Origin of the sequence: Motilibacter aurantiacus, assembly GCF_011250645.1 — a bacterium.
GTDB lineage: Bacteria > Actinomycetota > Actinomycetes > Motilibacterales > Motilibacteraceae > Motilibacter_A > Motilibacter_A aurantiacus.
In genome coordinates, this window is record NZ_JAANNO010000010.1 from 69,635 (window position 1) to 94,369 (window position 24,735).

A 24,735-nucleotide genomic window follows, 5' to 3' on the forward strand; every position below is an offset into this window, starting at 1 on the left:
GCCCGCCCGGGCCGGGGCCGCGCGCACCGACGCGAGGAGGAGACACGGCATGGCGAACGTCAACGTCACGTACCAGGACATGCAGACCGCCGCGAAGGACCTGCGCAAGGGCCAGAGCGACATCGAGACGACGCTGCGCGCGCTGAAGCGGCAGGTGGACGCGCTCGTCACGGGCGGCTACGTCACCGACAGCTCGAGCAAGGCGTTCTCGGGGGCCTACACCGAGTTCGACACCGGCGTGACGAAGGTGATCACCGGCCTGGAGGGCATGGGCGCCTACCTCGACGCCGCCGCCCGGACCTTCCAGCAGGCCGACCAGGAGCTCGCGGCGGCCCTGGCCCGCTGAGCAGGGCGGCCGCCCGGGGCGGGTGGCGGGTGGATCGGGCGTCCGAGGCGTTCCCTGGTGGGCAGGGGGCCGGTCCGGCTCGTACGCTTCGATCAGCGCGGGCGGCCCTCGCCCGCGCCCCGCCACTCACTCGGATCGTCCGGCACGTTCCTGCCGGTGAGAGGACACCCCATGGCGCCCGTTTCCTTCCGCAAGGCCACCCGGGTCTATCCCGGGCAGGAGAAGCCAGCGGTCAACCAGCTCGAGATCGGCGACGGCGAGTTCCTCGTCCTCGTCGGCCCGTCCGGCTGCGGCAAGTCCACCTCGCTGCGCATGCTGGCCGGCCTGGAGGAGGTCAACTCCGGCAACATCTTCGTCGGCAACAAGGACGTCACCGACCTGCCGCCGAAGGACCGGGACATCGCCATGGTGTTCCAGAACTACGCGCTCTACCCGCACATGTCCGTCGCCGAGAACATGGGCTTCGCGCTCAAGATCGCCGGGGTCGGCAAGGAGGAGCGCGCCAACCGTGTCCGCGAGGCCGCCAAGCTGCTCGACCTCGAGGAGTACCTCGACCGCAAGCCGAAGGCGCTCTCCGGCGGCCAGCGCCAGCGGGTCGCGATGGGCCGCGCGATCGTCCGCCAGCCGCAGGTCTTCCTCATGGACGAGCCGCTGTCGAACCTCGACGCCAAGCTCCGGGTCCAGACCCGCACGCAGATCGCCTCGCTGCAGCGCCGCCTCGGCGTCACGACCGTCTACGTCACGCACGACCAGGTCGAGGCCATGACGATGGGCGACCGCGTCGCGGTGCTCAAGGACGGCGTGCTGCAGCAGGTGGACTCGCCCCGGCACATGTACGAGAGGCCCGCGAACGTCTTCGTCGCCGGCTTCATCGGCTCGCCCGCCATGAACCTCACGCAGTTCCCGGTGACCGCCGAGGGCGCCGACCTCGGCCACGGCGCGGTCCTGCCGCTGCCGCGCGTGGCGCTGGACCAGCTCGGCGGCGAGCGCGAGGTGACGGTCGGGTACCGGCCCGAGTCGCTCACGGTGGTGCCGCAGGGCACCCCCGGCGCCTTCCCCGTCATGGTCAACGTCGTCGAGGAGCTCGGCGCGGAGGCGCACGCCTACTGCAGCTTCCTCGACGCGCAGGGCGGCCCCACCGGCCGTACCGACGTCATCGTCCGGGTCGAGCCGCGCGCCGTGCCGGACAAGGGCTCGCAGATCTACGTGCGCATCAACCAGAACGAGGAGCACCTGTTCTCGGTGTCGAGCGGCAACCGCATCGACTTCTGAGCACACCCGCTCGCGCGGAGGGGCCGTCCCGGCAGCTGCCGGGGCGGCCCTTTCGCGTCGCCCGGGGGCGCGCACAATGGAGCCGTGGCCCTCCAGATCACGGCCGTCCGTGACGCCCAGCTCCTGCTCGACCTGCCGTGGTCGACGCCGCTCGAGGAGTGGCCGGAGAGCCTGCTCGTCCCGCTCCCCCGCGGGATCTCGCGGCACGTCGTGCGGTTCGTCCGTGTCGAGGGCACGGTGTACGCCGTCAAGGAGGTGACCGGGCGGTTCGCCGTGCGGGAGTACCGCCTGCTGCGCGACCTGCAGCGCCTCGACGTCCCGAGCGTGGAGCCGGTGGCGGTGGTCGACGGGCGTATCGGCGAGGACGGCGAGGAGCTGATGGCGGCGCTGGTCACCAAGCACCTGCAGTTCTCGCTCCCCTACCGCGCGGTCTTCTCCCAGACCCTGCGCCCCGACACCGGCAACCGGCTGCTCGACGCCCTGACCGCGCTGTTCGTCCGGCTGCACCTGGCCGGGCTCTACTGGGGCGACTGCTCGCTGTCGAACACGCTCTTCCGGCGGGACGCCGGCGCGTTCGCCGCGTACCTCGTCGACGCCGAGACCGGCGAGCTGCACGACACGCTCAGCCGCGGCCAGCGCGAGATGGACATCGAGACCGCGCGGGTCAACATCATCGGCGAGCTGATGGACCTGCAGGCCGGCGGCCTGGTCGACGAGGACGTGGACGTCGTGCACCTCGGCAACGCGATCGAGCGGCGCTACCTGCGGCTGTGGGACGAGCTGACCGGCGAGCAGACGGTCGACTTCGACGAGCGCTACCGGATCAACCAGCGGGTCGAGCGGCTCAACGAGCTCGGCTTCGACGTCGGCGAGCTGCAGATCGTGACCGACTTCGACGGAGCGACCGTCCACATCCAGCCGAAGGTCGTGGACGCCGGCCACCACTCACGGCGGCTGCTGCGGCTCACCGGCCTCGACGTCGAGGAGAACCAGGCCCGCCGGCTGCTCAACGACCTCGACCAGTACGCCGTGGAGTGCGACCGGCAGGGCGAGTCCGAGGAGATCGTGGCGCACGAGTGGCTGCTCAACGTCTACGAGCCGGTGGTGCAGGCGATCCCGCCCGACCTGAGGGGGAAGCTCGAGCCGGCCCAGGTGTTCCACGAGGTGCTCGAGCACCGGTGGTTCCTGTCGGAGAAGGCGCGGCGCGACGTCGGCCTGGACCAGGCGCTGGCCTCGTACATCCGCGACGTGCTGCCCGCCAAGCGCGACGAGCTGGCGGTCATGGAGATCGGGGACGACTTCAGCTCGTTGCTCGAGCCGGCGGTCGGGGCCGAGCCGGAGGAGTGACCCCGCGCCGGGCCCGGGGGGTCAGCCGAGCCTGGCGTGGACGTCGAACCAGCCCTCCGGGCTCAACGTCCCGCGGTCCGCATGCCCGCGGCGGAAGTGCAGCCGGTCGTACGCCGCGTCCTCCAGGCCGAGCCACGGGCCGGGGGTCTCCTCACCGAACGGCCCGGACGAGCCCTCCGGGAAGCGGCTCGTCGCCCCAGCCCCGGCTGGGGGCGGCCTGCGCGGCCCGCTCACCGCCGCCGGCAGGCTCAGCCCGCGACCACGATCTTCCCGATGGTCGCCGACGTCTCCACTGCCCGGTGCGCCTCGCGCAGGCTGGCCGCGTTGAGCGGCGACAGCTTCCGGGTGAGCGTGGTGCGCACGGCGCCGTCGTCGACCAGGCGCGCCACCTCGTCGAGCAGCTCGCGCTGGTAGGCGCTCTCCGGCTCGAACAGCGGGCGCGTGAACATCAGCTCCCAGTGCCAGGTCTGGCTCTTGGCCTTCAACGGCATGAGGTCCAGCCCGACCGGGTCGTCGATGGCGACGACCTCACCGCGCACCTTGAGCACCTCGGCGAACTTCTCCGCGTTGCCGTCCGAGAACGCCGAGAAGACCCAGTCGACGCCGTCGGGCGCGAGCCGCTTCACCTCGTCGACGAAGTCGCGGGAGTCGACGACCTCGTCGGCGCCGAGGCCGCGCACCCACTGCACGGACTCCGGCCGGGACGCCGCGGCGATGACGCGGACACCGGGGAGCCGGTGCGCGAGCTGCAGGATCATCGAGCCGACCCCGCCCGCGGCGCCGACGACGAGGAGGGTCCCGGCGCTGCCGCTGTCGAGGCCCAGCCGGTCGAAGAGCACCTCCCACGCGGTGATGCTGGTCAGCGGCAGGGCCGCGGCCTCGGCGAAGTCGAGGGTGCGCGGCTTGCGCCCGACGATGCGCTCGTCCACCAGGTGGTGAATCGAGTTCGTGCCCGGCCGGCCGATGCTGCCGGCGTAGTAGACCTCGTCCCCGGCTCGGTAGGCCGACACCTGCGAGCCCACCGCGACCACGACGCCCGCCGCGTCGTACCCGAGGACCTTGGGAGTGCCGCCGGGGTCCGAGGACGCGCGGACCTTGACGTCCACGGGGTTGACCGACACCGCGCGGACTTCGACGAGCAGGTCGTGCGGGCCTGGGGCGGGCACCTCCAGCTCGACGTCGACGAGCGAGCCGGGTGCGTCGATCGGGCCGTTGTTCAGGTAGGCGACGGCCTGGGTCGTCGTGGGGGTCTGCATGCCGGCGACGCTACGTCCGGGTGCCTGGTTACCCGCAACAGCACCTAGTTCCCTTCGGGTACTACGGTTGGCGCATGACGGTCCTCGCCTCCGCTCCCGCGCACGCCCCTACCTGCGGCCCGAAGGACGTGTACGCCGCGAACTGCCCGTGCCGCTCCGTCCTCGACCTGCTCGCGGACAAGTGGAGCGCGCTGGCGCTCGGCGCGCTGGAGGACGGGCCGCAGCGCTTCGGCGCGGTCAAGCGACGGCTCGAGGGGGTCAGCCCGAAGGTGCTCACCGCCGTGCTGCGGCGCCTCGAGGACGCCGGGCTGGTCGACCGGACCGTCTACCCGGCCGTGCCGCTGCACGTGGAGTACTCGCTCACGCCGCTCGGCGCGGACGCGTGCCGGCCGCTGGCCGCGCTCCGGGCGTGGGTGGAGGAGAACATCGACCGGTTCCCCGAGCGGTAGGCGCTACCGGCTCCTGCGCGGCTTGGCCTTCGGCCTGGGCGCCAGCGTCCACCTGAGCGAGGAGACCGCCGCGTCGTCGGTGATGTAGCGGACGTAGGCGCACAGCTGGATCCTGCGCAGTGACCCGGTGCGGTACCTCACCGTCTTGGCGAAGCGCCCGTCCGCCCCGACGTCGAGGCCGCGGGCGATGTGCGCGATGTCCCCGCCGAGGTTGATCACGTTCTGCAGCTCGTCCGCGTAGCTGCGCGGGCACGGCCCGACGACCGCGGGGTCCTGCACGAAGAGGCTGAGCGTGTAGTCGATCGGCAGGTCGGGGTCGGCCTGCGTCACCGAGCCGGACACGACGACGGTGGCCACGCTGTTGACCGTCGGCGTGCCCTTGACGGTGATCGCGAGCCTGGTGTCGGGGTACGCCGGGGCGGCCACGTACGCGGACCGGGGCTTCTTGGCCGCAGCCGGCTCGACGGGAGCGGCGGAGGCAGCCGGGGCGATGGCGAGCAGGACGGGCAGGACGGTGACGGCCGCGAGGGCACGGGCGGTGCGCATGGCCCAGGGAGTAGCACAGCAAGGTGACCGGCCGGCGAACGGCTGGGCCGCGAGCCGTCTCAGCCGAGCCGTTCCCGCAGCAGGCCCACGCCCTCCCCCTCCGCGTCTCGCAGGGCCGCCGGCCGACCGCACGCCGCCAGCACCAGGTCGATGCCGCGGCCGCGCACCAGCGCACCGCTCCCCCACGCCTGCCCCAGGTCGTGGGCGTCGAGGCGCAGCGCGGCGAGCCGGCCGCGTGGCACGAACCCGACCGGCCGGCCGGTGGCGAGGAACTCCAGGGCCGGGCGGACGTGCTCCGGCCCCGGCTCGTACGCCAGCCCGAGCGGCAGCCGGATGTCGCCCTCGTGCACGAGGACCTCGGTGAGCGGGGCGCGCGGCCCGGCGAACGGCGGCGCGAACCTGCTGTCGGCCCGCTGCCGAAGCCGGTCGGCGATCTCCCGCGCCGACCGCTGAGCGGACCGGCGGGCGAGCTCCGCGTTCGCGCGGTGAGGCCGCCCGCCGGCGCGCAGCACCGCCAGCAGCATGCCGGGCACGTTCGGAGCCGCGGACTCGGTCAGGTGGGCGGCGACCGTGCGCACGTCCCACCCCACGCAGAGGCTGGGCGTGGCGAGCTGCCGCTCGTCCAGCATCTCGACCAGGTCGGCGACCTGCCGGCGGCGATCGGCGACGAGGGCGAACACGCTGTCCGTCGTCGGGCTTGCCGTCACGGAGGCCTCCGATGCGGGTGCAGCAGTCCTCGCATACTGCCCGCCTCGCGCCGCCACCGCCAGCGGCTCGACCTCGGGCCGGCGCAGGACAAGACCGGGCACTACCGCAGGCGGCTCGACTGCGAGGACGAGGTGCAGGAGGCAGTCGCAGGCTGAGCCGGGCCCTCCTTCAGGAGTCGCGCCTGGCCAGGACCTGCTCGCGCAGGATGTCCGCGTGCCCGGCGTGCTGGGCCAGCTCGCGCAGGACCTGCAGCACGAGCGCCCACACGTCGCGGTCACCGCGCCCGCTCACCCGGGCGTCCAGCGGGAGCACGGCCAGGGCCGCCCGGGACTCCGCGCAACGCGCGCGGTACGCCGCTTGCACGGAGGCGATGGTGTCGGAGGCGTGCAGCGTGAACGAGCGGTCGGGCGTGCTCGCCACCCCGAGCTCGCGCAGCGGCCGCCCTGTGACGGCCTGGCCGAACCACACCGCCTCGACGAAGGTCACGTGCTTGAGCAGGCCGAGCAGGGTCGTCCTCGACGGCACCAGCCGGAGCCGGGCCTCCTCCTCGGTCAGGCCGTCCAGGCTGGCCAGGAGGGCCTCCCGGTAGCCGTCGAGCAGCTCCTCGAGTCGCCCCCTCAGGTCCACGGCCCAGCTGCCGGGCACGGCCTGCCCCGCCCCGCCGGGCGCCGCGCTGTCGCCGCCCACGGCTGCCACCTCCTCCGGCTCGCGCGTCCACCGGCACAATGACAGAGCTCATGGACACCGCCGACGCCACAGCCGTCCTCGACGACCCGGTGGGCGCGTCGTTGCGCGGCCGCCACGCCCACCTCGCGCGCGGCCGCGGCCGGGTGGCCGCATACGTCCCCGAGGTGGCGACGTTCGTGGCCGTCCCGCCGGACCCCCGCCCCGGCGACTGGGCCGACCTGGCCGGGCTGCTCGGCGGCGGCGGGCTGGCCGACCTCTTCAGCTGCCCGGCCACCCCGCCCGCCGGGTGGGCACCCGAGTTCGCGGTGCCCGGGGTGCAGATGGTCGCCGCCCCGGGCAGCTTCGACCGCTCAGCCGCCGACGCCGACGGCATCGCCGAGCTCGGGCCGGCGGACGTGCCCGACATGCTGGAGCTGGTGGGGCGTACCCGTCCCGGGCCCTTCTGGCCGCGCACGGTCGAGCTGGGCGGCTACCTCGGCGTCCGCGACCGCGGACGGCTGGTCGCCATGTGCGGCGAGCGGCTCCGCCCGCCCGGCTGGGCCGAGATCAGCGCCGTCTGCACCGCCCCCGAGGCGCGCGGCCGGGGGCTCGCCGCGCGGCTCGTCAGCGAGGCCGCGTCCCGCGTCGTCGCCCGGGGCGAGCGGCCGTTCCTGCACGTCGCGGGGGACAACACCGGCGCGGTCACGCTCTACCGCCGGCTCGGGTTCCGCACCCGGCGGGAGGTCACCTTCCGCGGGTTCCGCGTCTCGGCCTGAGCGACGCCCCCGGCGCCCGGCCTCAGGCCGAGCGGCGCCGGGCCACCTCGTACAGCGCGATGGACGCCGCGATGCCGGCGTTGAGCGACTCGGTCGAGGCCGCGATGGGGATGCGCACGACCAGGTCGCACGTCTCCTTGACGAGCCGCGACAGCCCCTTGCCCTCGGAGCCCACGACGAGGCAGATCGGGTCGCCGGCCACCTCGAGGTCGCCCACGTCGACCGTGCCGTTGCCGTCGAGCCCCACGACGAAGACGCCCTGCTCCTTGAGCGCGACGAGAGCCCGCGTCAGGTTGGTCGCCCGCGCCACCGGGATGCGCGCGGCGGCGCCGGCCGCGGTCTTCCAGGCGCTCGCGGTCATGCCGGCGGCGCGGCGCTCGGGGACGACGACGCCGTGCGCGCCGAACGCGCCGGCCGACCGGATGACGGCGCCGAGGTTGCGCGGGTCGGTCACGCCGTCGAGCGCGAGCAGCAGAGGGACCTCGCCCTTGTTGTGGGCACGCCGCACGAGGGCGGGCACGTCGGCGTAGTCGTAGGGCGGCACCTGCAGGGCCAGGCCCTGGTGGATCGCCCCGTCGGTCAGCCGGTCGAGCTCGGAGCGGGGTGCCTCGAGCAGCGGGATCCCGAGCTCGGCGGAGAGCTTGAGCGCCTCCTTGACCCGGTCGTCGGACTCGATGCGCTCGGCGACGTAGAGCGCCGTCGCGGGGATCGACGCCCGCAGCGCCTCGACGACGCTGTTGCGCCCGGCGACGAGCTCGTTGCCCTCCCTGCCCGCACGACGCGCGCCCGAGGGCCCCGACGGACGCTTCGGCGAGCTCGGGCTCGGCGACGCGGCCCGCCGTGCCGCCGAGGCGGCCAGGCGCGAGGCCTTGTGCCCCTTGCGCTCGGTGGCCTTCGGCGTCGGCCCCTTGCCCTCGAGCGCGCGCCGGCGCTGCCCGCCGGAGCCGACGGTCGGGCCCTTCTTCGAGCCCGTCTTGCGGACGGCGCCCTGGCGCCTGCTGTTGCCGGCCACGTCTAGCTCCCGTTCTCGCCCGGCGCGGCCAGCGTCCAGCGCGGCCCGCTCGGGGTGTCCTCGATCGCGATGCCCGCCGCGGCGAGCCGGTCGCGTACGGCGTCGGCCGACGCCCAGTCCTTGCGCGCCCGCGCGGCCTGCCGCTGCTCGAGCGCGAGCGCGACGAGCGCGTCGACGGCTGCGGTCAGCCGGCCGTCCGAGCCGCCGCTCGACGCCCACTGCTCGTCCAGCGGGTTGACGCCGAGCACGTCGAGCATCGAGACCACGGCGTCGAAGACCTCGCGCAGCCCGTCCGCGGCCCCGTCGGCGAGCAGCTTGTTGCCCTCCCGCACGGTGTCGTGCAGGACCGCCAGCGCCGCCGGGACGCCGAGGTCGTCGTCCATGGCGGCGGCGAACGCGTCCGGCACCGCCGCGACCACGACGTACGCCGCGGGCTCGGCCCCCAGCCGCTCGGCCGCACGCAGCACGAACCCCTCGAGCCGGGAGTACGCCGCCCCCGCCTCGCGCAGCGCCTCCTCGGAGAACTCCTGGTGGGAGCGGTAGTGCGCGCCCGCGAGGTAGAAGCGCAGCTCGACGGGGCGTACGCGCTTGACGACCTCGGTGACGAGCAGCGAGTTGCCGAGCGACTTGCTCATCTTCTCCCCGGCCGTCGTCACCCAGCCGTTGTGCAGCCAGTAGCGGGCGAACCCGTCACCGGCGGCCCTGGACTGGGCGATCTCGTTCTCGTGGTGCGGGAAGACGAGGTCCATGCCGCCGCAGTGGATGTCGAACTCCGCGCCGAGGTAGGCCCGGGCCATCGCCGAGCACTCCAGGTGCCAGCCGGGCCGGCCGCGGCCCCACGGCGTCGGCCAGGAGGGCTCACCGGGCTTGGCGGACTTCCAGAGCGTGAAGTCGCGGGGGTCGCGCTTGCACGTCTCGACGTCCGTGTCGGCCGCCGGCTGCACGTCGTCGAGCCGCTGGCCGGACAGCGCGCCGTAGTCGGCGTAGGAGCGGACGTCGAAGTAGACGTCCCCGCCCGCCGCGTAGGCCGATCCGCGCTCGATGAGCCGGTCCATGAGCTCGACCATCTCGGTGACGTGCCCGGTGGCACGCGGCGTCACCGTGGGCGGCAGGCAGCCGAGCAGGTCGTACGCGTCCTCGAACGCCCGCTCGTTGCGCGCGGCGACGGCCCAGAACGGGACGCCCTCCTCCGCCCCGCGGCGCAGGATCTTGTCGTCGATGTCCGTGACGTTGCGCACGAACGTGACGTCGAAGCCGGAACGCGCGAGCCAGCGCCGCAGCACGTCGAACGCGACCTGGCTGCGGACGTGCCCGACGTGCGGCGGCGCCTGGACCGTCGCGCCACAGAGGTAGATGCCCACTCGCCCGGGGACGAGCGGCTCGAAGCCACGCAGGCTCCGGGTCGCGGTGTCGAACAGACGAAGGGCCATCCCACCAGCCTAGCGAGGGCGCGCGCCCCCGCTAGCGGCTCAGACCTCGAGCGGCTCGTCGTCGATGCGGCGGAACGTGGTGCCCTCCGGGCCGAGCCCCTGCACGGTGTTGTCGAAGATGCCGTACGCCGGCGGCACGATGATCGCGTCGTGGATCGGGAACGCGACCTTCGGCTTGACCGCCCGGACGAAGTCGACGGTCTGCCCGATGTTCGACCAGGGCGCCACTATCGGGACGGCGAGGACCTCGACCTCGAAGCCGGGCACGGCCAGCGCGTCGCCGGGGTGGAACAGCCGGCCGGCAATCAGGTAGCCGGTGTTGACGATGTTCGGCGCGTCGGCGTGGAACGGCGCGTGGTCGCGCCCGAAGCCGCACACCTCGACGCCGGCGACGTCGAGCGTGTCGCCGTCGCCGAGCGTCCGGGCGCCGGGGATGCCGGCGGCCGAGAGCTGCTCGGCCGTGCCCGGGTCCACCACGAGCGTGGCGTCCGGGTTGGCCGCGAGCAGGGCGCGCAGCTTCTCCACGTCGACGTGGTCGAAGTGCTGATGGGTGACGAGGACGCCGGACAGGCCGGTCAGGCCCTCGAACGCGGAGAAGGCCCCGGGGTCGACGAGGATGCGGGCACCGCTCTCCTCGACGAGCAGGCACGAGTGGCCGAGCTTGGTGATCTTCACGTCGCCAGAACGTACCCACGCCGGGTACACGGGACACAGCCGGAGCCCGGCGCCCCGCCCCGGGCCCGGCACGGCCAGCGGTCGTGGGCGGCGCGCGCCGCTAAGGTGCCAGGTGTGCGGTGGCGTGCCGGGCGAGACCGCCGGAGCGCTTCGCGCCGGCCGCTGCGGGGCTCCCCCGTGGCACGGTTCCTCTGTTGGGCACCACGTCGCATGCACGTCTCCACGCTGCGCGGAGGCGAGTGCACGCACGGCGAGACAGGTCGCCGCACGCCGCCGCACGCTGCCGACGGCGCGGCGTGAGCCGGCGCACGACGCGGGAGGCCGGCCTCGCGAACGCCCTCGCCCTGTCCTTCCTCGCCGGGGCCTGGTCGGTCGACGGGCTCGAGCAGCGCGGCACGACGGTCCTCGGTGACCGGCCGCGCTGGCTCCGCCGGCTCGTCCGGCTGGTGACGGACGCCTATCCCCGCCCGCCGGTCGACCGTCCCCGCGAGCTCGCGGCGTACGTCCTGGCCGCGCCGCCGCTGCGCCGGGCCGCGTACTCGGCCGCCCGGCGGGGCCACCGGCTGCCCGCACCGCGGGCCTGGCTCGCGGTCCCGACCGCCATGGCTCCCACCCGCATGGCGCCGAGCCGCTGGCAGGTCCCGGCGATCGACGACGTCGGAGCGCTGGCCGACCTGCTCGACCTCGAGATGGGGCAGCTGGAGTGGCTCGCGGACGCGCGCGGCCTGCTGCGGCGCGCGCCGCAGGGCCCGCTGCACCACTACCGATACCGGTGGCAGCCCAAGGCCGGCGGGGCACGGCTGCTGGAGGCGCCCCTGCCGCGGCTGCGCCGGCTGCAGCGCACCCTGCTCGACACCGTGCTCGCCCGGGTGCCGGTGCACCCGGCCGCGCACGGGTACGTCCCCGGCCGGTCGGCGGTGACGAACGCCGCCGCCCACGTGGGCGCGGCGGTCGTGGTCTCCCTCGACCTCGAGGCGTTCTTCTCGTCCCTGTCGGCGGGGCGGGCCTACGGGGTCCTGCGCACGGCCGGCTACCCGGAGCCCGTCGCCCACCTGCTCACCGCCCTGTGCACCAACGCCGTGCCCGTCCACGTGCTGCGCGGCCTGCCCGACAGCGTCCCGGTCGACGTCCGGTTCCGGCTGCGCCGGGCGCTCGCCACACCACACCTGCCGCAGGGTGCCCCCACCTCCCCCACCCTGGCCAACCTCTGCGCCCACGCGCTGGACCGACGGCTGGCCGGCTACGCCGCGGCGGCCGGGGTGACGTACACGCGCTACGCCGACGACCTCACCTTCTCCGGCGGGCCGGGGCTGCTGCGGGCCGCCCCGGCGCTCGTCACCGCCGTCCGGCGCATCGCCGCAGCGGAGGGGCACCGGGTCAACGTGGCCAAGACACGCGTCCGGAGCAGCGCGCAGCGGCAGGTCGTGACCGGGCTGGTGGTGAACGAGCGGCTCAACCTGCCGCGGGGCGAGTACGACCGGCTCAAGGCCGTCGTCCACGACGCCGTCCGGCACGGTCCGGCGGCCGCCAACCGGCACGGCCACCGGGACTTCCGCGCGCACCTCGAGGGCCGGGTGGCGTGGCTGGAGGCGGTGCACCCCGAGCGCGGGGCACGGCTGCGGGCGCAGCTGGCCCGTGTCGCCTGGCCGGTCAGCTGACGGGCACGACCAGCGCCACCGCGAGGGCGGCGATCCCCTCACCGCGGCCGGTCAGGCCGAGCCCGTCGGTGGTGGTGCCAGACACCGTGACCGCCGCCCCCACGGCGGCCGACAGCGCCGCCTCCGCCTCGGCCCGACGGGTGCCGATCTTCGGGCGGTTGCCGACCACCTGCACCGACACGTTGCCGATCTCGAAGCCGGCAGCGCGTACGCGGCGGGCGGTCTCGCCGAGCAGCGTGATCCCGGCGGCGCCGGCCCACTGCGGCTCCGAGGTCCCGAACTGGGCGCCCAGGTCTCCCAGGCCGGCGGCGGACAGCAGCGCGTCACAGGCGGCGTGGGCGGCCACGTCGGCGTCGGAGTGGCCCGCCAGTCCGCGCTCGCCCGGCCAGTGCAGCCCGGCGACGTGCAGCTCGCGCCCGTCGGCGAACGGGTGGACGTCGACCCCCGTGCCCACGCGCGGCAGTGCGCTCACGAGCGGCCTGCCCGGGCGGCGAGGACGGCCTCGGCGAGCGCGAGGTCGAGCGGGCGGGTCACCTTGAACGCCTCCTCGGAGCCGGGCACGACCAGGACCGGCAGCCCCAACCGCTCGACCAGGCCGGCGTCGTCGGTGGCCTCGAGCCGGTCGGCGCCGGGCGCGCCGTGCGCCTGCGCGAGGACGTCCCGGCGGAACCCCTGCGGGGTCTGCACGGCCCGCAGCACCGAGCGGTCCACCGTCTGCACCACCCGCTCGGCCGCGTCCACCAGCTTCACCGTGTCCGTCACCGGCAGTGCGGGGATCACGGCGTCGGCACCGCCGTCCAGCGCCGCGAGCACGGAGCGGGCCAGGCCCGCGGGGGCCAGCGGACGCGCCGCGTCGTGCACGAGGACGCCCGTGACCTCCGCCGGCAGCACGGCGAGCGCGAGGCGCACCGACTCCTGCCGGGTGCCGCCTCCCGCGACGACCACGAGCCGGGCCGGTCCCACCACCGGCCGCAGCAGGGCGTCGACCTCCTCGGCCGCTCCGGGGGCGGGCGGGGCGGCGACGACGACGAGGTCGACGACGCTGCCGAGGGCCCGGACGGCGTGCACGAGGAGCGGCTCGCCGGCGAGCAGGCGCAGCGCCTTCGGGCCACCGGGGCCCAGGCGCTCCCCGCGGCCGGCGGCCGGGACGACGGCAGCGGTACGCACGGGCGCAGGCTAGCGGGCGGGCGACCGGCGGCGGTGACAGGAGCAGCGGCGCGGGCCGCAGCGGCGCGACCGGTCGGCCGGCAGCACGACCGCGGAACGCCGAAGGCCCGGCCCCCGTGTGGGGGTCGGGCCTTCGAGCACATCCCTGCAGCGCTTCAGGAGGCGAGCACCTCGTCGAGGACGGCCTCGGCCTTGTCCTCGTTGGTGCGCTCCGCGAGCGCGAGCTCGGAGACCAGGATCTGACGTGCCTTCGCGAGCATCCGCTTCTCACCGGCGGACAGGCCGCGGTCCTTCTCCCGCCGCCACAGGTCGCGCACGACCTCCGCGACCTTGATCACGTCGCCGCTGGCGAGCTTCTCGAGGTTCGCCTTGTAGCGCCGCGACCAGTTCGTGGGCTCCTCGGTGTGCGGCGCGCGCAGCACCTCGAAGACTCGGTCCAGCCCGTCCTGCCCCACCACGTCACGCACACCGACGAGGTCGACGTTGTCCGCCGGCACTCGTACGGTCAGGTCACCTTGGGCGACCTTCAGGACGAGGTAGGTCTTGTCCACACCCTTGATGCACCGGGTCTCGATGGCCTCAATGAGCGCCGCCCCGTGGTGGGGGTAGACGACAGTCTCGCCGACCTTGAACGTCATTCAGATCCCCTTTCCGTCATCGAGGTTAACACGCCGACGACGCCTGCGACAGGCCCAGTTTCCGCATCGTCGCAGGTCAGGGGCTTGACAAAGCCATGACAATCGTGCTGTGAGGAGGCTGTGAGCGGCCTCGCGAGGGCAGTTCCGGCGGTGTTCCCGACCCGTCCCGGGCCGCCGCCCGACGGACTCCCGCCCCTCTCCGGCCGGTCCCTCCCGGCCCCGCTCTCGACCCCGTACCGACCCCGTACCGGCCCCGTCCCCGCTCCCTGCGCGGCCCTCCTTCCCCGCCGTCCCGGCTGCCCGCCGCGGGCATCGCGGGCGCCGCGACAGGCTCCAGGCCATTCCCCAACCACTCCCTGGCCGGCGGTCGACCACTGCCTGGGCGGTCGCCGACCGGCTCCGGGACAGGGACGGGCGCGCAGCCGCCCGGGCGGCGCGCCGGCCCCGCGGATGGCAGACTTGACCGGGTGGCAGGCGGGTCGGCGGACGCCGACGGGACGTGGCCCGAACAGCCGGGCAGCCGGCCGCGCGAGGAGCCCGACGGGCTCCTCGGCAGCGGTCGCGAGGACGCCCGTGCCGATGCCGGTCCGCGTGCCGATGCGGCCTCGCGCACCGATGGGTGGGAGGGGTGGAGCCTCGAGCTCCCCGCCGGCCTGGTGGTGCCCGACGACGCCAGCGCTCTCGACAAAGACCGCCTCGAGTGGCTGCGCGAGCAGCACCGCGCGCGTTCGCGCCGGCGGTGGCTGGCCGGCGCGCCGGGAGCACGCCGCCCGACGTTGCTGCTGCTCCTCGTCATCGCCGCCCTGGTGAGCAGCCTGAGCACGGTGACGGTGATGCTCGCGCCGCGGCCGGCCCAGCGCCAGCTGCCGATCGCCGCGTCGACCGTCGCCGACGGGCAGGTGGGCGGGCTGCTGCCGGACATCCGGCTCGAGACGCCCGTCCGGATGGTGGAGGCGCGTGCCATCCGCCCGGCGGTCCTCGTCGTGCTGCCCACGGACGGCTGCACGTGCGAGGGCCTGGTCCGCGAGACGGCCCGCCGGGCCGGTGCCGCCGCGGGGATCGCCACGTGGGTCGTCCTGCCCGCCCGCACCGACGCCGGCGAGGAGCTCGCCGCCACGGCCCGCCGGTCCGGGGGGATGGCAGCCGTCGACCGCGACGCGGTCATCGCCCGGTCCCTGGCCGCGGCCGGGCCGACGCTGGCGCTGGTCCACGCCGACGGGGTGATCGACACGGTCGAGCAGGTGGACGGGGCCAGCGACGCGGAGGTCGGGGCGTGGCTGGAGCGGCACGTCGGCACGCTGCACCGGGCCGGGGGTGCCGCGACGACGAGCGCCGCCGCGGCCGCCGGCTCCTGACGCCTCGGCCCCGGCCCGGCACGCGCGGTGACGTGTAGCCCCCCGCCGCACGGGCACCTACAGCGAGCCGCCGACCGGCCCGGGGCTAGTCTTTGCCGGACGAACCCCGTCTGGACTTCCGCACTGTCGAGGAGCGCATCGCCGTGACCCGTCCGCTGTCGCGCGCCGACCAGCGCACGCCCCGTGAGCACCTTGCTGCCGACGGTGCCCGGCCGCGCCGCGGTGCGCGTGCCGCCGGGCTCGCCGTGGCCGCCGCGCTGCTCGTGCCTGCGCTCACGGCGTGCGGCGCCGGCTTCGACGCCCAGACCAACCAGGTCCGGCTGCCCGCCGACGGCCTGCGCGCGGACGTCGGCGACATCCGGGTGCTCAACGCCGTCCTCATCCAGGAGGGCGATGCCGCCAACGTGTCACTGACGATCGCCAACCGGGGCGAGGAGCCCCTCACCCTCATCGGCCTGGCCAGCGGCAGCACCGTCGCCGAGCTCTCCACGCAGCCGGAGATCGCGGCCGGGGGCACGGTGCAGATCGGCACGTCCGAGGTCAGCGCCGTGCTGCGCGGCCTCGACCCGTCGGTCCAGCCGGGGACCTATGCCCCGCTGACGCTCGCGTTCGACCCGCAGCGCGAGGTGCAGATGAACGCCGCCGTCTTCTCGGCGAACCGTTACTACGCGACGCTGGCCCCGGCCGAGCCCGAGTCGCCCGAGCCCGAGCTGCCGGAGCCGGCCCCCTCGAGCCCCGTGCCCACGCAGCCGCCGTCGACGCCGGCGACCGGCGTGGCCGAGGGCGGCCCCACCCCGGACGAGGGCTGACCGGCCCGCACACCTCACGCAGAAGGCCCGCCGCGACGTACGCGGCGGGCCTTCTGCTGTGCGGGCCGGGCTCAGGGCTCGAACTTGTAGCCCAGGCCCCGGACCGTGACCAGGTGGCGCGGCGCCGCGGGGTCGGGCTCGATCTTCGAGCGCAGCCGCTTGACGTGGACGTCCAGCGTCTTGGTGTCGCCGACGTAGTCCGAGCCCCACACGCGGTCGATGAGCTGCATGCGGGTGAGCACGCGGCCGGGGTTGCGCAGCAGCAGCTCGAGCAGCTCGAACTCCTTGAGCGGGAGCTGCACCCCGGCCCCGTCCACCGTGACGACGTGCCGCTCGACGTCCATGCGGACCGGGCCCGCCTCGAGCGCCGCCGGCAGCAGGTCCTCGGGCTCGCCGCCGCGGCGCAGCACCGCGCGGATCCGGGCGACCAGCTCGCGGGAGGAGAAGGGCTTGGTGACGTAGTCGTCGGCCCCCAGCTCGAGCCCGACGACCTTGTCCACCTCGCTGTCCTTGGCGGTCAGCATGATCACCGGGACGGCGCTGCGCTGGCGCAGCTGCCGGCAGACCTCGGTGCCCGGCAGCCCCGGGAGCATGAGGTCGAGCAGGACCAGGTCGGCGCCGCTGCGGTCGAACGTCTCGAGCGCCTCGGGACCGGTCGTGGCCACCTCCACCTCGAAGCCCTCCCGCTTGAGCATGTAGGACAACGCCTCGCTGAAGGACTCCTCGTCTTCGACGACAAGGACGCGGGTCACAGGGCCTCCCGGGAAACAGGTGCAGATCCAGAAACGGATGCGGTGGACGCAGGCCTCGGGTCCCCGGCGGCCTGGGTGTCACCGGCTGTGCCGATGGGGTCACCAGTGTCGTCCATGCCGCAGGGCAGCCGGATGGTGAACGTGGACCCCGAGCCCTCCTCGCTCCACACCGTGACGTCGCCGCCGTGGTTGTTGGCGACGTGCTTGACGATGCTCAGCCCGAGGCCGGTGCCGCCCGTGGCGCGCGAGCGGGCCTGGTCGACCCGGTAGAAGCGCTCGAAGATGCGCTCGATGTCGCGCTCGGGGATGCCGATGCCCTGGTCGGTCACGGTCAGCTCGACCAGCGAGTCCGCGCGCCGCGTCGTGACGGCGACGCGGGTGCCGGCGGGGCTGTAGGTGACGGCGTTGTCGACGAGGTTGCGGACCGCCATCACCAGCTGCGGGGCGTCGCCGAGCACGTGCAGGCCGGACTCGCCGCCGGTCACGAGGGTGATCCGCTTGGCGTCGGCCGCCGTGTGGCAGAGGTCGACCGCCTCGATGACGACGTCGTCGATGTCCACCCGGCGGGCGTGGGCGAGCGGGTCCGCGCTCTGCAGCCGGGACAGGTCGAGCAGCTCCTGGACCAGCTGGGACAGGCGCGTCGCCTCCACCTGCATGCGGGCGGAGAAGCGGCGTACGGCCTCGGGGTCGTCGCTGGCGCCCTGCACCGCCTCCGCGAGCAGGATGAGCGCGCCCACCGGCGTCTTGAGCTCGTGGCTGACGTTCGCGACGAAGTCGCGGCGGACGGCGTCGACCCGGCGGGCCTCCGTGCGGTCCTCCACGAGGAGCAGCACCACGCCGCCCTCCAGCCGCGCGACCCGGGCCGTCACCGCGAGCCGCTCGCGGCCGAGCGGGCCGCGCGGCAGCTCCAGGTCGACCTGGCGGGTCTCCCCGTCCTCACGCACGTCGCGCGCGAGGCGCAGCAGCTCCGGCGAGGAGAGCATGTCCCCGCGGACCAGGCCGAAGGCGTACGCCGCCGGGCTCGCGCGGAGCACGCCGTCGCGGCGGTCGAGCAGGATGGTGGACGAGCGCAGCACGTCGAGGACGGCCGCGAGGCTGGTCGAGACGACCGGGATGTCCGACGGCTCCTCGGCGCGCGGGGCCCTCGCCCCGCCGGGCGCCCGGTGCGCGGCGAGCAGAGCTCCGACGACCGCCGCCACAACGGCAGCGACGGCGAGCAGGAGTGCAGTCGTCGCGTCCACGGGGGGATGGTAGGCGCCGGCAGGGGGTACACCCGGGGCCGCACGCGACGCCCGCCGCTCGGTACGGCCGATGTTCACCGTACTGTCGGAGGCCGTTCACCGGGGCAGGACATCCTGACCCCGGCCCCCTGCCTACCGACGAAGAGGAGGCCCGATGCGCGACGCCTTCCACGAGGAGCTCGACGCCCTCAGCGACCAGATGGTCGAGATGACCCGGCTGGTCCACTCCGCCGTCGCCCGGGCGACGACCGCCCTGCTCGACGCAGACCTGGCCCTCGCCGAGAGCGTCATCAGCGCCGACGACCAGATCGACTCGCTGCAGCACGACCTGGAGGAGCGGGCGTACCAGCTCCTCGCCCGTCAGCAGCCGGTCGCCACCGACCTGCGCATCATCGTCGCCGGGCTCCGCATGAGCGCGGACCTCGAGCGCATGGGGGACCTCGCGCGGCACCTGGCCCTCGTGGCCCGCATGCGCTACCCCAACTCCGCGATCCCCGCCGACATCCGCGCCTCCATCGCCCAGATGGGGCAGGTCGCAGGCCGCATCGTGCTCAAGGCCGGCAGCGTCATCGCCAACAAGGACGTCCAGGTCGCCCTCGAGCTCGAGAAGGACGACGACGAGATGGACGCCCTGCACCGCCAGCTCTTCCGGCTCCTGCTGGACGACCACTGGCAGCACGGCATCGAGGCGGCGATCGACATCACGCTCATCGGGCGCTACTACGAGCGCTTCGCCGACCACGCGGTCTCCGTCGCCCGCCGCGTCGTCTATCTCGTCACCGGCGAGCACGCCCACACCGCCGACGAGCCCGAGACGGCCGTCGCGGGCTAGCGCGGACCGGACGCCACGAGGGCGCCGCCCGGGCCAGCGCCCGCCGGCGCCCTCGTCCGTTCCCGGGGGCGGGCGAACCCGGCGACGGCGAGGGCGGCCAGCCCCGCGAGCACCCCGACCGCCTTCTCGGCCTGGCCGGCCGCGAGCCAGGCCCGGGGCACTCCGACGTACGGGATCGCCAGGCGTACGACGCCGACGACGTCCGCGCGCGGCACGGCCGGCCCGTCCGCGGCGGGGTTGGCGTCGCCCTTGGTGCGCAGCGACCCGTCCGGCAGCACGGCGAGCACCCGGTGGGTCACGGTCTCCCCCGGCCGGCCCGGCCGGCGCACGACGACCACCTGCCCCGGCGCCGGCACCGCGACCGGCGCGGTCGTCACGACCACGGTCCCCGCCGGGACCGCGGGAGCCATGGACCCCGTCACCACGACGCGCACGTCGGCCCCCAGCGCCAGCGCGAGCAGCCCCCAGCCGGCGAGCGCGGCCACGAGCAGGACGGCCGCCCGGCAGGCGCCGCGGGCCGCGCTGAGCGCCGGCGTCCGGTAGGCGCTCACAGCGTCTCCGTGCGCCACACCAGCCCCGCCCCGGCCACCCCGCCCTGCGTGCTGTCGGGCGCGGCCGGCGAGTAGCTCCAGGAGACGCGGTACTCGCGCGCGCCACCGGTCGGGCCGGGCTGCCAGGGCGCGACGCCCTGCGCGTACGAGGAGTGCGTGGACAGCTCGCGCAGCGTCCCCGCCCAGGCAGTCGTCCCGCCGCTGAAGCTCGCGCAGCCCGCCGGCGCGCCGGACGGCCGTGGCGGTGCCGTCTCGACGATGAGGAGGAGATGGTCGGCCATCCCCCGGGTGTCGGCGAAGCCGTCCGCGTAGAGGCGGACCGGGCCGATCCGCGCGCCGGTGCCGGAGAACGCCACCTGGAAGCAGCGCTCTCCGGACCCCCCGGGCACCACGTCCCCGGCGGAGAACACGGCGGTGCCGGCCACGTCGGCCGTCAGCTCGATGCGCGCGGCCGACCAGCTGTTGCCCGGCGCCTCCGCGGTCGCCGTGAACGCGGCCTGGGACGTGCGCGCGACCAGCACGCCGCTGCCCAGCACGGCCACCGCGAGCGGCAGCGCCACCGGCGCGTACCGCCGGACGCGCCCGCCCTCCCCAGTCGCCACCCCGGCCTCCCCACCCGTGCGTCCCCCCGTCGCGACCAGCCTGGGGCACGAGCGCGAGTAGTGCGGGGATCAGCCCGGAAACAGGGACGAGGGCCCAACCCGTCCGGCGGGTGGGCCCTCGTGCCGCAGGGTCAGCGGCCCTGGTTCTTGACCGCCTCGATCGCGGACCTGGCGGCCTCGGGGTCGAGGTACTCCCCGCCCGGCGTGAGCGGCAGCAGGTCCTCGTCGAGCCGGTAGACCAGCGGGATGCCGGTCGGGATGTTGAGCCCGGCGATGGTCTGGTCGTCGATCGTGTCCAGGTGCTTCACGAGCGCGCGCAGCGAGTTGCCGTGCGCCGTGACCATGACGGTCTTGTTCGAGCGCAGGTCGGGGACGATCGCGTCGTACCAGTACGGCAGCATGCGCGCGACGACGTCCTTGAGGCACTCGGTGCGCGGGAGCAGCTCCGGCGGCAGGTCGGCGTAGCGCAGGTCGCCGAACTGGGAGTACTCGTCCTCGTCGGCGATCGGCGGCGGCGGCACGTCGAAGGACCGGCGCCAGAGCATGAACTGCTCTTCACCGAACTCCTGCAGCGTCTGCGCCTTGTCCTTGCCCTGCAGCGCGCCGTAGTGCCGCTCGTTGAGCCGCCACGAGCGCTTCACCGGCAGCCAGTGCAGGTCGGCCTTGTGCAGTGCGATCTCCGCGGTGCGGATCGCCCGGCGCAGCACGCTGGTGTGCAGCACGTCGGGCAGCAGGCCCGAGTCCGCCAGCATCTGGCCGCCGCGCTCGGCCTCGGCGCGGCCCTTCTCCGACAGGTCGACGTCGACCCAGCCGGTGAAGAGGTTCTTGGCGTTCCACTCGCTCTCACCGTGCCGCAGCAGGATCAGGGTGTACGCCGCACCCTCGTTCGCGTCCTCGTTCGCCATGCGCCCGAGCCTAGAGGGGCCGCGCTCGCCCGCGCACGCCGACCTCCGCCCCCTCCGCGACCGCGTCGGCTGAGGGCCCGCTGGTCACGAGAGAGCCGCGGGAGGGTCGCCGTCTCCCGGTCCGGCCGGCGGCCTCAGCTGCCGGAGGCGAGCCGCTGCGGCGTACGCGCGGCCTCCAGGGCCTCGGCGTAGACGTCGGCGACGGCCCCGGCGGTGGCGTTCCAGCCGAAGCGCAGCGCATGGGCGCGTGCCGCGGCCGAGTACGCGCGCAGCCGCTCCGGCGCGCCCGCGAGCCCGCCCAGCACCCGGGCCCAGCGCTCGGGGTCGTGACCCTGCACCAGCACCCCGGAGGCCTCGTGGGCGACCGCCGTCGTCAGCCCGCCGACGGCGGCGGCGACGACCGGCGTGCCGCACGCCTGCGACTCGACGGCCACCAGGCCGAACGACTCGCTGTGCGACGGGACGACCGTGAGGTCGGCCGCGACGTACCACCGGGCGAGCTCCTCGCGCGGGACCGGCGGCTGGAAGCGGACCAGGTCGCCCACACCGAGCGAGCGGGCCAGGGCGGCGAGCGCCTCGGGGCGCTCGAGGCCGGTGCCGCTGGGGCCGCCGACGATCACGACCTGCAGCCGGCCGCGCAGCGCCGGGTCGGCGGCGACCATGCGGGCGGCGGCCCGGACCAGGACGTCCGGCGCCTTGAGCGGCTGGACGCGGCCGACGAAGAGCAGCACGAGCGCGTCGTCGCGCAGGCCGACCGCGCGGCGCGCCGCCACCCGGTCGCCGGGGCGGAAGACGTCGAGGTCGACCCCGGGGGCGACGACCGTGACGGCGGCCGGGTCGGCGGAGTACAGGTCGACGAGCTGGCGCGCCTCGTCGCCGGTGTTGGCCAGCAGCCGGTCCGCGGCCTCGACGACCTGCTGCTCGCCGATCTCGCGGGTCAGCGGCTCGGGCCGGTCGCCCTCGGCCACCGTCAGGTTCTTGACCCGCGCCATCGTGTGCATCGAGTGGACGAGCGGCACGCCCCAGCGCTCGGCCGCCAGCCAGCCCACCTGGCCGGAGAGCCAGTAGTGGGAGTGGATCAGGTCGTACCACCCCGGCTCGTGCTGGGCCTCGGCGCGCAGGACGCCTGCGGCGACGGCGCACAGCTGGCCGGGCAGGTCCTCCTTGGACAGGCCCTCGAGCGGGCCCGCGGCGATGTGCCGCACGAGCACCCCGTCGGTGAGCTCGACGACCGGCGCCAGCCCGCTGCGGGTGGCGCGGGTGAAGATCTCCACGTCGATGCCGAGCTGCGCGAGCCGCCGGGAGAGCTCGACGACGTAGACGTTGAGGCCGCCGGCGTCCCCCGTCCCCGGCTGGTCCAGCGGGGAGGTGTGGATGCTGAGCATCGCGACCCTGCGCAGCCGACGGCCACGACGGCCGGCGCGCAGGGGACGAGCGATCTCGCTTCGCACCGGCACGGCCCCCATCCTCCCCGATCGGCCCGCGGTCACTCATGCCACCCTCGCCGACATGCCCGCCCCTCGTGCAACCGGGAGCCGCCCGCTGGGCATCCCGACCCGGGGCACCACGGCGCCCAACCGGCTGCGGCGGGTGGACCGCTGGCTCGCCGGGACGTACGCCGGGCTGCTGCGGAGCGCGGACGACCCGCTCGTGGTGGACCTCGGCTACGGCGCGTCCCCGGTGACCACGGTCGAGCTGGCCGCCCGGCTGCAGCGGGTACGCCCCGACGTCGAGGTCGTGGGCGTCGAGATCGACCCCGAGCGGGTCGCGGTCGCCCAGCCCCTCGCGCGCCCGGGGCTGTCGTTCCGGCGCGGCGGGTTCGAGCTGGCCCTGGGCGGGCGGCGCCCGGTCCTGGTCCGCGCGCTCAACGTGCTGCGCCAGTACGACGAGGCGGCGGCGTGGGACGCGTGGCGGACGGTGCAGGCGCGGCTGGCGCCGGCCGGCGTGCTCGTGGACGGCACCTGCGACGAGATCGGCCGCCGCGCCGCCTGGGTCGCGGTCACCGCGGACGGGCCGCGGACGCTCACCCTGGCCGCGCGGCTGGCCGGGCTGGGCCGCCCGTCGGACCTCGCAGAGCGGCTGCCGAAGGCCTTGATCCACCGCAACGTCGAGGGGGAAGCGGTGTTCGCCTTCCTGCGCGCGTTCGACGCGGCGTGGGACGCGGCCGCCCCCTACGCGTCCTTGGGCGCCCGCCAGCGCTGGAGCCGGGCCTGCGCCACCCTGCGGGGAACCGGCTGGCCCGTCACGGACCGCCCGGGGAGGTGGCGGCTCGGCGAGGTCACCCTCGACTGGCGCGCTGTAGCGCCGCGCTGAAGGCGTCGTACGTCGGCGCACCGAAGAGCACGAATCGCACTTCGTGAACCGCCGTCGGCGTGTCGAGCACCGTCGTGACGGCGACCCGGGCGGCGTCGTCCGTCGGCCAGCCGTACGCCCCGGCGCTGATCGCGGGGAAAGCGACGGTGCGCGCCCCCAGCCCGTCCGCCACCCGCAGCGACTCGCGGTAGGCGCTCTGCAGGACGGCGGTGCGGTCCTCCCGGGTGGAGTAGACCGGGCCGACCGTGTGCACCACCCAGCGGGCCGGCAGCCGGCCGGCGGTGGTGGCGACCGCCTTGCCGGCCGGGAGCCCGTCGGGCAGGGCGGTGGCGCGCAGGGCGCGGCACTCGGCCAGGATCTCCGGGCCGCCGCGCGCGTGGATCGCGCCGTCGACCCCGCCTCCGCCCAGGAGGGAGGAGTTGGCGGCGTTGACGACGACGTCGACGTCCTGCTCGGTGATGTCGCCCTGGACGAGCACGACCTCGGTCATGCCGGGGTCACCACGGCCCGTACGGCCCCATCCGCCCGCCGCCCCCGCGCCGACCACGCATCTGCGCCACCGCGGGGCGCACGTCCGCCAGGTAGACCGAGGACGCCACCACGGCGATGATCACGAGGAAGTTCAGCGGGTCGATGCGGCCCGCGCCCTGGAACGGGTAGGCGAGCAGGACGAGCAGCAGGGCCACGCCCGTGATGGCGAGCCACAGGCCCTTGGTCCGCTTGCCCGCCGCGACGAAGGCGTCGTTGCGGTGCCGCAGGCAGTCCCCGAAGGCCCACACGGCAAGACCGAGCTCGATGAACCAGATCAGGTCGAGGATCCAGCCGGTCACGTCGAGCGGGCTCATGTCCGGGAAGCCTAGCGGTCGCGCACGTCGGTCGCGCCGCGCGCGTTCTCCGCGAGGAACGACCCGTAGATGTCGAGCAGGACCGCGCGCTGGCTGTCGGTCAGCGCGGGGTCGGACTCGACGGCGCTGCGCACGTCGGACGGCTCGGGGCGGGGCGCAGCCCCGGCCGCGCTGTCGGCGAGCATCGCGGCCTGGCTGCCGAGCGCGTCGACCCCCTGCCTGAGCCCGCGCGCCACCTGGGACACGACGTCCGCCGCCGGCCCGCGCGCCGAGCGCTCGACCTGCTCGAGGTACGGCGCCGCGGAGCCGGCCGCCTCGGCCACCTTGCGCAGCGACTGGCCGGCCAGCGCCCGGGGGTCGCGCAACGACTCCCCCAGCGCCCCCATGTCGAGCTTCGCCATGCCCCTACCGTCCCACGTCGCCGCGCCGGCGGCCCCCCTCCGCCCGGGGCCCAGGCAACCTGCGGCCCGGCCCAGGGCTTCCTCCCTGCTGCAAGCGACCAGGAGGAACCGTGCCTCGCCCACGCCTCGGCGCACTGCTGCGCGTGCCCGTCGTGCCCGTCGTGCCCGTCGTGCCCGTCGTGC

At 75.2% G+C, this 24,735-nt stretch carries 30 protein-coding genes; 10 read left to right on the forward strand and 20 right to left on the reverse strand.

Annotated features, from left to right (window positions below; genetic code table 11):
- Window positions 1–49: 49 nt before the first annotated feature.
- From G9H72_RS16270 to G9H72_RS16280, 3 genes are all read left to right on the forward strand, one after another.
- A complete protein-coding gene (locus G9H72_RS16270) occupies window positions 50–346 on the forward strand; it encodes a WXG100 family type VII secretion target (protein ID WP_166172994.1) in 297 nt (98 codons plus the stop codon).
- Between the two features lie 171 nt (window positions 347–517).
- On the forward strand, window positions 518–1,618 hold the full coding sequence (locus tag G9H72_RS16275) for an ABC transporter ATP-binding protein (protein WP_166172996.1): 1,101 nt from the start codon (window positions 518–520) through the stop codon (window positions 1,616–1,618).
- A gap of 84 nt (window positions 1,619–1,702) precedes the next feature.
- Window positions 1,703–2,965, forward strand: a complete 1,263-nt coding sequence (locus G9H72_RS16280; protein ID WP_166172998.1) for a DUF4032 domain-containing protein — start codon at window positions 1,703–1,705, stop codon at window positions 2,963–2,965.
- A 21-nt stretch (window positions 2,966–2,986) separates the two neighbouring features.
- Here G9H72_RS16280 and G9H72_RS16285 read toward each other — a convergent pair whose 3' ends face one another.
- Together G9H72_RS16285 and G9H72_RS16290 are read right to left on the reverse strand one after the other, a co-directional pair.
- The gene (locus G9H72_RS16285; RefSeq protein ID WP_166173000.1) at window positions 2,987–3,199 is read right to left on the reverse strand and encodes a hypothetical protein; all 213 of its coding nucleotides are present in this window, start codon (window positions 3,197–3,199) and stop codon (window positions 2,987–2,989) included.
- A gap of 14 nt (window positions 3,200–3,213) precedes the next feature.
- Window positions 3,214–4,221, reverse strand: coding sequence for a zinc-binding alcohol dehydrogenase family protein (locus G9H72_RS16290; RefSeq protein WP_166173002.1), 1,008 nt, complete (start codon window positions 4,219–4,221; stop codon window positions 3,214–3,216).
- Window positions 4,222–4,295: 74 nt separating this feature from the next.
- On the opposite strand from G9H72_RS16290, the gene G9H72_RS16295 reads away from it, so the two are divergent.
- Window positions 4,296–4,670, forward strand: a complete 375-nt coding sequence (locus G9H72_RS16295) for a winged helix-turn-helix transcriptional regulator (RefSeq protein WP_166173004.1) — start codon at window positions 4,296–4,298, stop codon at window positions 4,668–4,670.
- A gap of 3 nt (window positions 4,671–4,673) precedes the next feature.
- On the opposite strand, the gene G9H72_RS16300 is transcribed toward G9H72_RS16295, so the two are convergent.
- The 3 genes from G9H72_RS16300 to G9H72_RS16310 form a co-directional block, all read right to left on the reverse strand.
- A complete protein-coding gene (locus G9H72_RS16300) occupies window positions 4,674–5,216 on the reverse strand; it encodes a hypothetical protein (protein ID WP_166173006.1) in 543 nt (180 codons plus the stop codon).
- Window positions 5,217–5,275: 59 nt separating this feature from the next.
- Window positions 5,276–5,923 (reverse strand): maleylpyruvate isomerase family mycothiol-dependent enzyme, encoded by a 648-nt coding sequence (locus tag G9H72_RS16305; RefSeq protein WP_331272367.1) that lies wholly within the window; start codon window positions 5,921–5,923, stop codon window positions 5,276–5,278.
- 169 nt (window positions 5,924–6,092) lie between these two features.
- Window positions 6,093–6,611: a DinB family protein gene (locus tag G9H72_RS16310; RefSeq protein ID WP_331272368.1), complete on the reverse strand. Its 519-nt coding sequence runs from the start codon at window positions 6,609–6,611 to the stop codon at window positions 6,093–6,095.
- A gap of 38 nt (window positions 6,612–6,649) precedes the next feature.
- Between G9H72_RS16310 and G9H72_RS16315 the strand changes: the two genes are divergently transcribed.
- A complete protein-coding gene (locus tag G9H72_RS16315) occupies window positions 6,650–7,366 on the forward strand; it encodes a GNAT family N-acetyltransferase (RefSeq protein WP_231127184.1) in 717 nt (238 codons plus the stop codon).
- A 22-nt stretch (window positions 7,367–7,388) separates the two neighbouring features.
- On the opposite strand, the gene rlmB is transcribed toward G9H72_RS16315, so the two are convergent.
- From rlmB to G9H72_RS16330, 3 genes are read right to left on the reverse strand one after another with little or no spacing between them, the layout of a single operon-like run.
- Window positions 7,389–8,378 carry a 23S rRNA (guanosine(2251)-2'-O)-methyltransferase RlmB gene (gene rlmB, locus G9H72_RS16320; RefSeq protein WP_166173008.1) on the reverse strand — a complete coding sequence of 330 codons (990 nt, stop codon included), beginning with the start codon at window positions 8,376–8,378 and terminating at the stop codon, window positions 7,389–7,391.
- A 2-nt stretch (window positions 8,379–8,380) separates the two neighbouring features.
- A complete protein-coding gene (gene cysS, locus G9H72_RS16325; protein WP_166173010.1) occupies window positions 8,381–9,808 on the reverse strand; it encodes a cysteine--tRNA ligase in 1,428 nt (475 codons plus the stop codon).
- Window positions 9,809–9,847: 39 nt separating this feature from the next.
- Window positions 9,848–10,483 carry an MBL fold metallo-hydrolase gene (locus G9H72_RS16330; protein WP_166173012.1) on the reverse strand — a complete coding sequence of 212 codons (636 nt, stop codon included), beginning with the start codon at window positions 10,481–10,483 and terminating at the stop codon, window positions 9,848–9,850.
- A gap of 296 nt (window positions 10,484–10,779) precedes the next feature.
- On the opposite strand from G9H72_RS16330, the gene G9H72_RS16335 reads away from it, so the two are divergent.
- A complete protein-coding gene (locus tag G9H72_RS16335; protein ID WP_166173014.1) occupies window positions 10,780–12,141 on the forward strand; it encodes a reverse transcriptase family protein in 1,362 nt (453 codons plus the stop codon).
- Here the strand turns inward: G9H72_RS16335 and ispF are convergent.
- The 3 genes from ispF to G9H72_RS16350 all read right to left on the reverse strand — a co-directional run bounded on the left by ispF (window position 12,134) and on the right by G9H72_RS16350 (window position 13,946).
- Complete coding sequence (gene ispF, locus G9H72_RS16340) at window positions 12,134–12,613, reverse strand: 2-C-methyl-D-erythritol 2,4-cyclodiphosphate synthase (protein WP_166173016.1); 480 nt, start codon at window positions 12,611–12,613, stop codon at window positions 12,134–12,136. The genes G9H72_RS16335 and ispF overlap by 8 nt on opposite strands.
- Complete coding sequence (gene ispD, locus G9H72_RS16345; protein WP_166173018.1) at window positions 12,610–13,308, reverse strand: 2-C-methyl-D-erythritol 4-phosphate cytidylyltransferase; 699 nt, start codon at window positions 13,306–13,308, stop codon at window positions 12,610–12,612. The genes ispF and ispD overlap by 4 nt, the downstream gene beginning before the upstream one ends.
- Window positions 13,309–13,463: 155 nt before the next feature.
- The gene (locus G9H72_RS16350) at window positions 13,464–13,946 is read right to left on the reverse strand and encodes a CarD family transcriptional regulator (protein WP_166173020.1); all 483 of its coding nucleotides are present in this window, start codon (window positions 13,944–13,946) and stop codon (window positions 13,464–13,466) included.
- A 467-nt stretch (window positions 13,947–14,413) separates the two neighbouring features.
- Here G9H72_RS16350 and G9H72_RS16355 point away from each other — a divergent pair, with 467 nt between their 5' ends.
- Entirely contained in the window at window positions 14,414–15,301 is an 888-nt protein-coding gene (locus G9H72_RS16355; RefSeq protein ID WP_166173022.1) for a hypothetical protein, read from the forward strand.
- A 143-nt stretch (window positions 15,302–15,444) separates the two neighbouring features.
- Window positions 15,445–16,110, forward strand: a complete 666-nt coding sequence (locus G9H72_RS16360; protein ID WP_166173024.1) for a copper chaperone PCu(A)C — start codon at window positions 15,445–15,447, stop codon at window positions 16,108–16,110.
- A 71-nt stretch (window positions 16,111–16,181) separates the two neighbouring features.
- Here the strand turns inward: G9H72_RS16360 and G9H72_RS23130 are convergent, their stop codons facing one another.
- Both G9H72_RS23130 and G9H72_RS16370 read right to left on the reverse strand, forming a co-directional pair.
- Window positions 16,182–16,862 (reverse strand): response regulator, encoded by a 681-nt coding sequence (locus tag G9H72_RS23130; protein WP_166173026.1) that lies wholly within the window; start codon window positions 16,860–16,862, stop codon window positions 16,182–16,184.
- Window positions 16,859–18,103, reverse strand: a complete 1,245-nt coding sequence (locus G9H72_RS16370) for a sensor histidine kinase (RefSeq protein WP_166173028.1) — start codon at window positions 18,101–18,103, stop codon at window positions 16,859–16,861. Before G9H72_RS16370 ends, G9H72_RS23130 begins: the two co-directional genes overlap by 4 nt.
- A gap of 154 nt (window positions 18,104–18,257) precedes the next feature.
- Between G9H72_RS16370 and phoU the strand changes: the two genes are divergently transcribed.
- Complete coding sequence (gene phoU, locus G9H72_RS16375) at window positions 18,258–18,935, forward strand: phosphate signaling complex protein PhoU (RefSeq protein WP_166173030.1); 678 nt, start codon at window positions 18,258–18,260, stop codon at window positions 18,933–18,935.
- Here phoU and G9H72_RS16380 read toward each other — a convergent pair.
- From G9H72_RS16380 to mshA, 4 genes are all read right to left on the reverse strand, one after another.
- The gene (locus G9H72_RS16380; protein WP_166173032.1) at window positions 18,932–19,486 is read right to left on the reverse strand and encodes a signal peptidase I; all 555 of its coding nucleotides are present in this window, start codon (window positions 19,484–19,486) and stop codon (window positions 18,932–18,934) included. The genes phoU and G9H72_RS16380 overlap by 4 nt on opposite strands.
- Window positions 19,483–20,088, reverse strand: coding sequence for a hypothetical protein (locus G9H72_RS16385; RefSeq protein WP_166173034.1), 606 nt, complete (start codon window positions 20,086–20,088; stop codon window positions 19,483–19,485). The genes G9H72_RS16380 and G9H72_RS16385 overlap by 4 nt, the downstream gene beginning before the upstream one ends.
- A 131-nt stretch (window positions 20,089–20,219) precedes the next feature.
- Window positions 20,220–20,993, reverse strand: a complete 774-nt coding sequence (locus G9H72_RS16390) for a phosphoglyceromutase (RefSeq protein WP_166173036.1) — start codon at window positions 20,991–20,993, stop codon at window positions 20,220–20,222.
- A 134-nt stretch (window positions 20,994–21,127) separates the two neighbouring features.
- The gene (gene mshA / locus G9H72_RS16395; RefSeq protein WP_166173133.1) at window positions 21,128–22,459 is read right to left on the reverse strand and encodes a D-inositol-3-phosphate glycosyltransferase; all 1,332 of its coding nucleotides are present in this window, start codon (window positions 22,457–22,459) and stop codon (window positions 21,128–21,130) included.
- Window positions 22,460–22,502: 43 nt separating this feature from the next.
- On the opposite strand from mshA, the gene G9H72_RS16400 reads away from it, so the two are divergent.
- Entirely contained in the window at window positions 22,503–23,306 is an 804-nt protein-coding gene (locus G9H72_RS16400) for a class I SAM-dependent methyltransferase (protein ID WP_166173038.1), read from the forward strand.
- Here the strand turns inward: G9H72_RS16400 and G9H72_RS16405 are convergent.
- From G9H72_RS16405 to G9H72_RS16415, 3 genes are read right to left on the reverse strand one after another with little or no spacing between them, the layout of a single operon-like run.
- On the reverse strand, window positions 23,272–23,796 hold the full coding sequence (locus G9H72_RS16405; RefSeq protein WP_166173040.1) for an O-acetyl-ADP-ribose deacetylase: 525 nt from the start codon (window positions 23,794–23,796) through the stop codon (window positions 23,272–23,274). The genes G9H72_RS16400 and G9H72_RS16405 overlap by 35 nt on opposite strands.
- A 7-nt stretch (window positions 23,797–23,803) precedes the next feature.
- Window positions 23,804–24,151: a DUF2516 family protein gene (locus G9H72_RS16410; RefSeq protein WP_166173042.1), complete on the reverse strand. Its 348-nt coding sequence runs from the start codon at window positions 24,149–24,151 to the stop codon at window positions 23,804–23,806.
- Between the two features lie 11 nt (window positions 24,152–24,162).
- Window positions 24,163–24,552, reverse strand: a complete 390-nt coding sequence (locus tag G9H72_RS16415) for a helix-turn-helix domain-containing protein (protein WP_166173044.1) — start codon at window positions 24,550–24,552, stop codon at window positions 24,163–24,165.
- Between the last annotated feature and the right edge of the window lie 183 nt (window positions 24,553–24,735).

Excerpts from the sequence above, each read along its gene's own strand:
- G9H72_RS16270 (WP_166172994.1), top strand. The coding sequence starts at position 50 with ATGGCGAACGTCAACGTCACGTACCAGGACATGCAGACCGCCGCGAAG.
- G9H72_RS16275 (WP_166172996.1), top strand. The coding sequence starts at position 518 with ATGGCGCCCGTTTCCTTCCGCAAGGCCACCCGGGTCTATCCCGGGCAG.
- G9H72_RS16290 (WP_166173002.1), bottom strand. The coding sequence starts at position 4,221 with ATGCAGACCCCCACGACGACCCAGGCCGTCGCCTACCTGAACAACGGC.
- G9H72_RS16295 (WP_166173004.1), top strand. The coding sequence starts at position 4,296 with ATGACGGTCCTCGCCTCCGCTCCCGCGCACGCCCCTACCTGCGGCCCG.
- G9H72_RS16300 (WP_166173006.1), bottom strand. The coding sequence starts at position 5,216 with ATGCGCACCGCCCGTGCCCTCGCGGCCGTCACCGTCCTGCCCGTCCTG.
- G9H72_RS16315 (WP_231127184.1), top strand. The coding sequence starts at position 6,650 with ATGACAGAGCTCATGGACACCGCCGACGCCACAGCCGTCCTCGACGAC.
- cysS (WP_166173010.1), bottom strand. The coding sequence starts at position 9,808 with ATGGCCCTTCGTCTGTTCGACACCGCGACCCGGAGCCTGCGTGGCTTC.
- G9H72_RS16350 (WP_166173020.1), bottom strand. The coding sequence starts at position 13,946 with ATGACGTTCAAGGTCGGCGAGACTGTCGTCTACCCCCACCACGGGGCG.
- phoU (WP_166173030.1), top strand. The coding sequence starts at position 18,258 with ATGCGCGACGCCTTCCACGAGGAGCTCGACGCCCTCAGCGACCAGATG.
- G9H72_RS16390 (WP_166173036.1), bottom strand. The coding sequence starts at position 20,993 with ATGGCGAACGAGGACGCGAACGAGGGTGCGGCGTACACCCTGATCCTG.
- mshA (WP_166173133.1), bottom strand. The coding sequence starts at position 22,459 with ATGGGGGCCGTGCCGGTGCGAAGCGAGATCGCTCGTCCCCTGCGCGCC.
- G9H72_RS16400 (WP_166173038.1), top strand. The coding sequence starts at position 22,503 with ATGCCCGCCCCTCGTGCAACCGGGAGCCGCCCGCTGGGCATCCCGACC.
- G9H72_RS16405 (WP_166173040.1), bottom strand. The coding sequence starts at position 23,796 with ATGACCGAGGTCGTGCTCGTCCAGGGCGACATCACCGAGCAGGACGTC.
- G9H72_RS16410 (WP_166173042.1), bottom strand. The coding sequence starts at position 24,151 with ATGAGCCCGCTCGACGTGACCGGCTGGATCCTCGACCTGATCTGGTTC.
- G9H72_RS16415 (WP_166173044.1), bottom strand. The coding sequence starts at position 24,552 with ATGGCGAAGCTCGACATGGGGGCGCTGGGGGAGTCGTTGCGCGACCCC.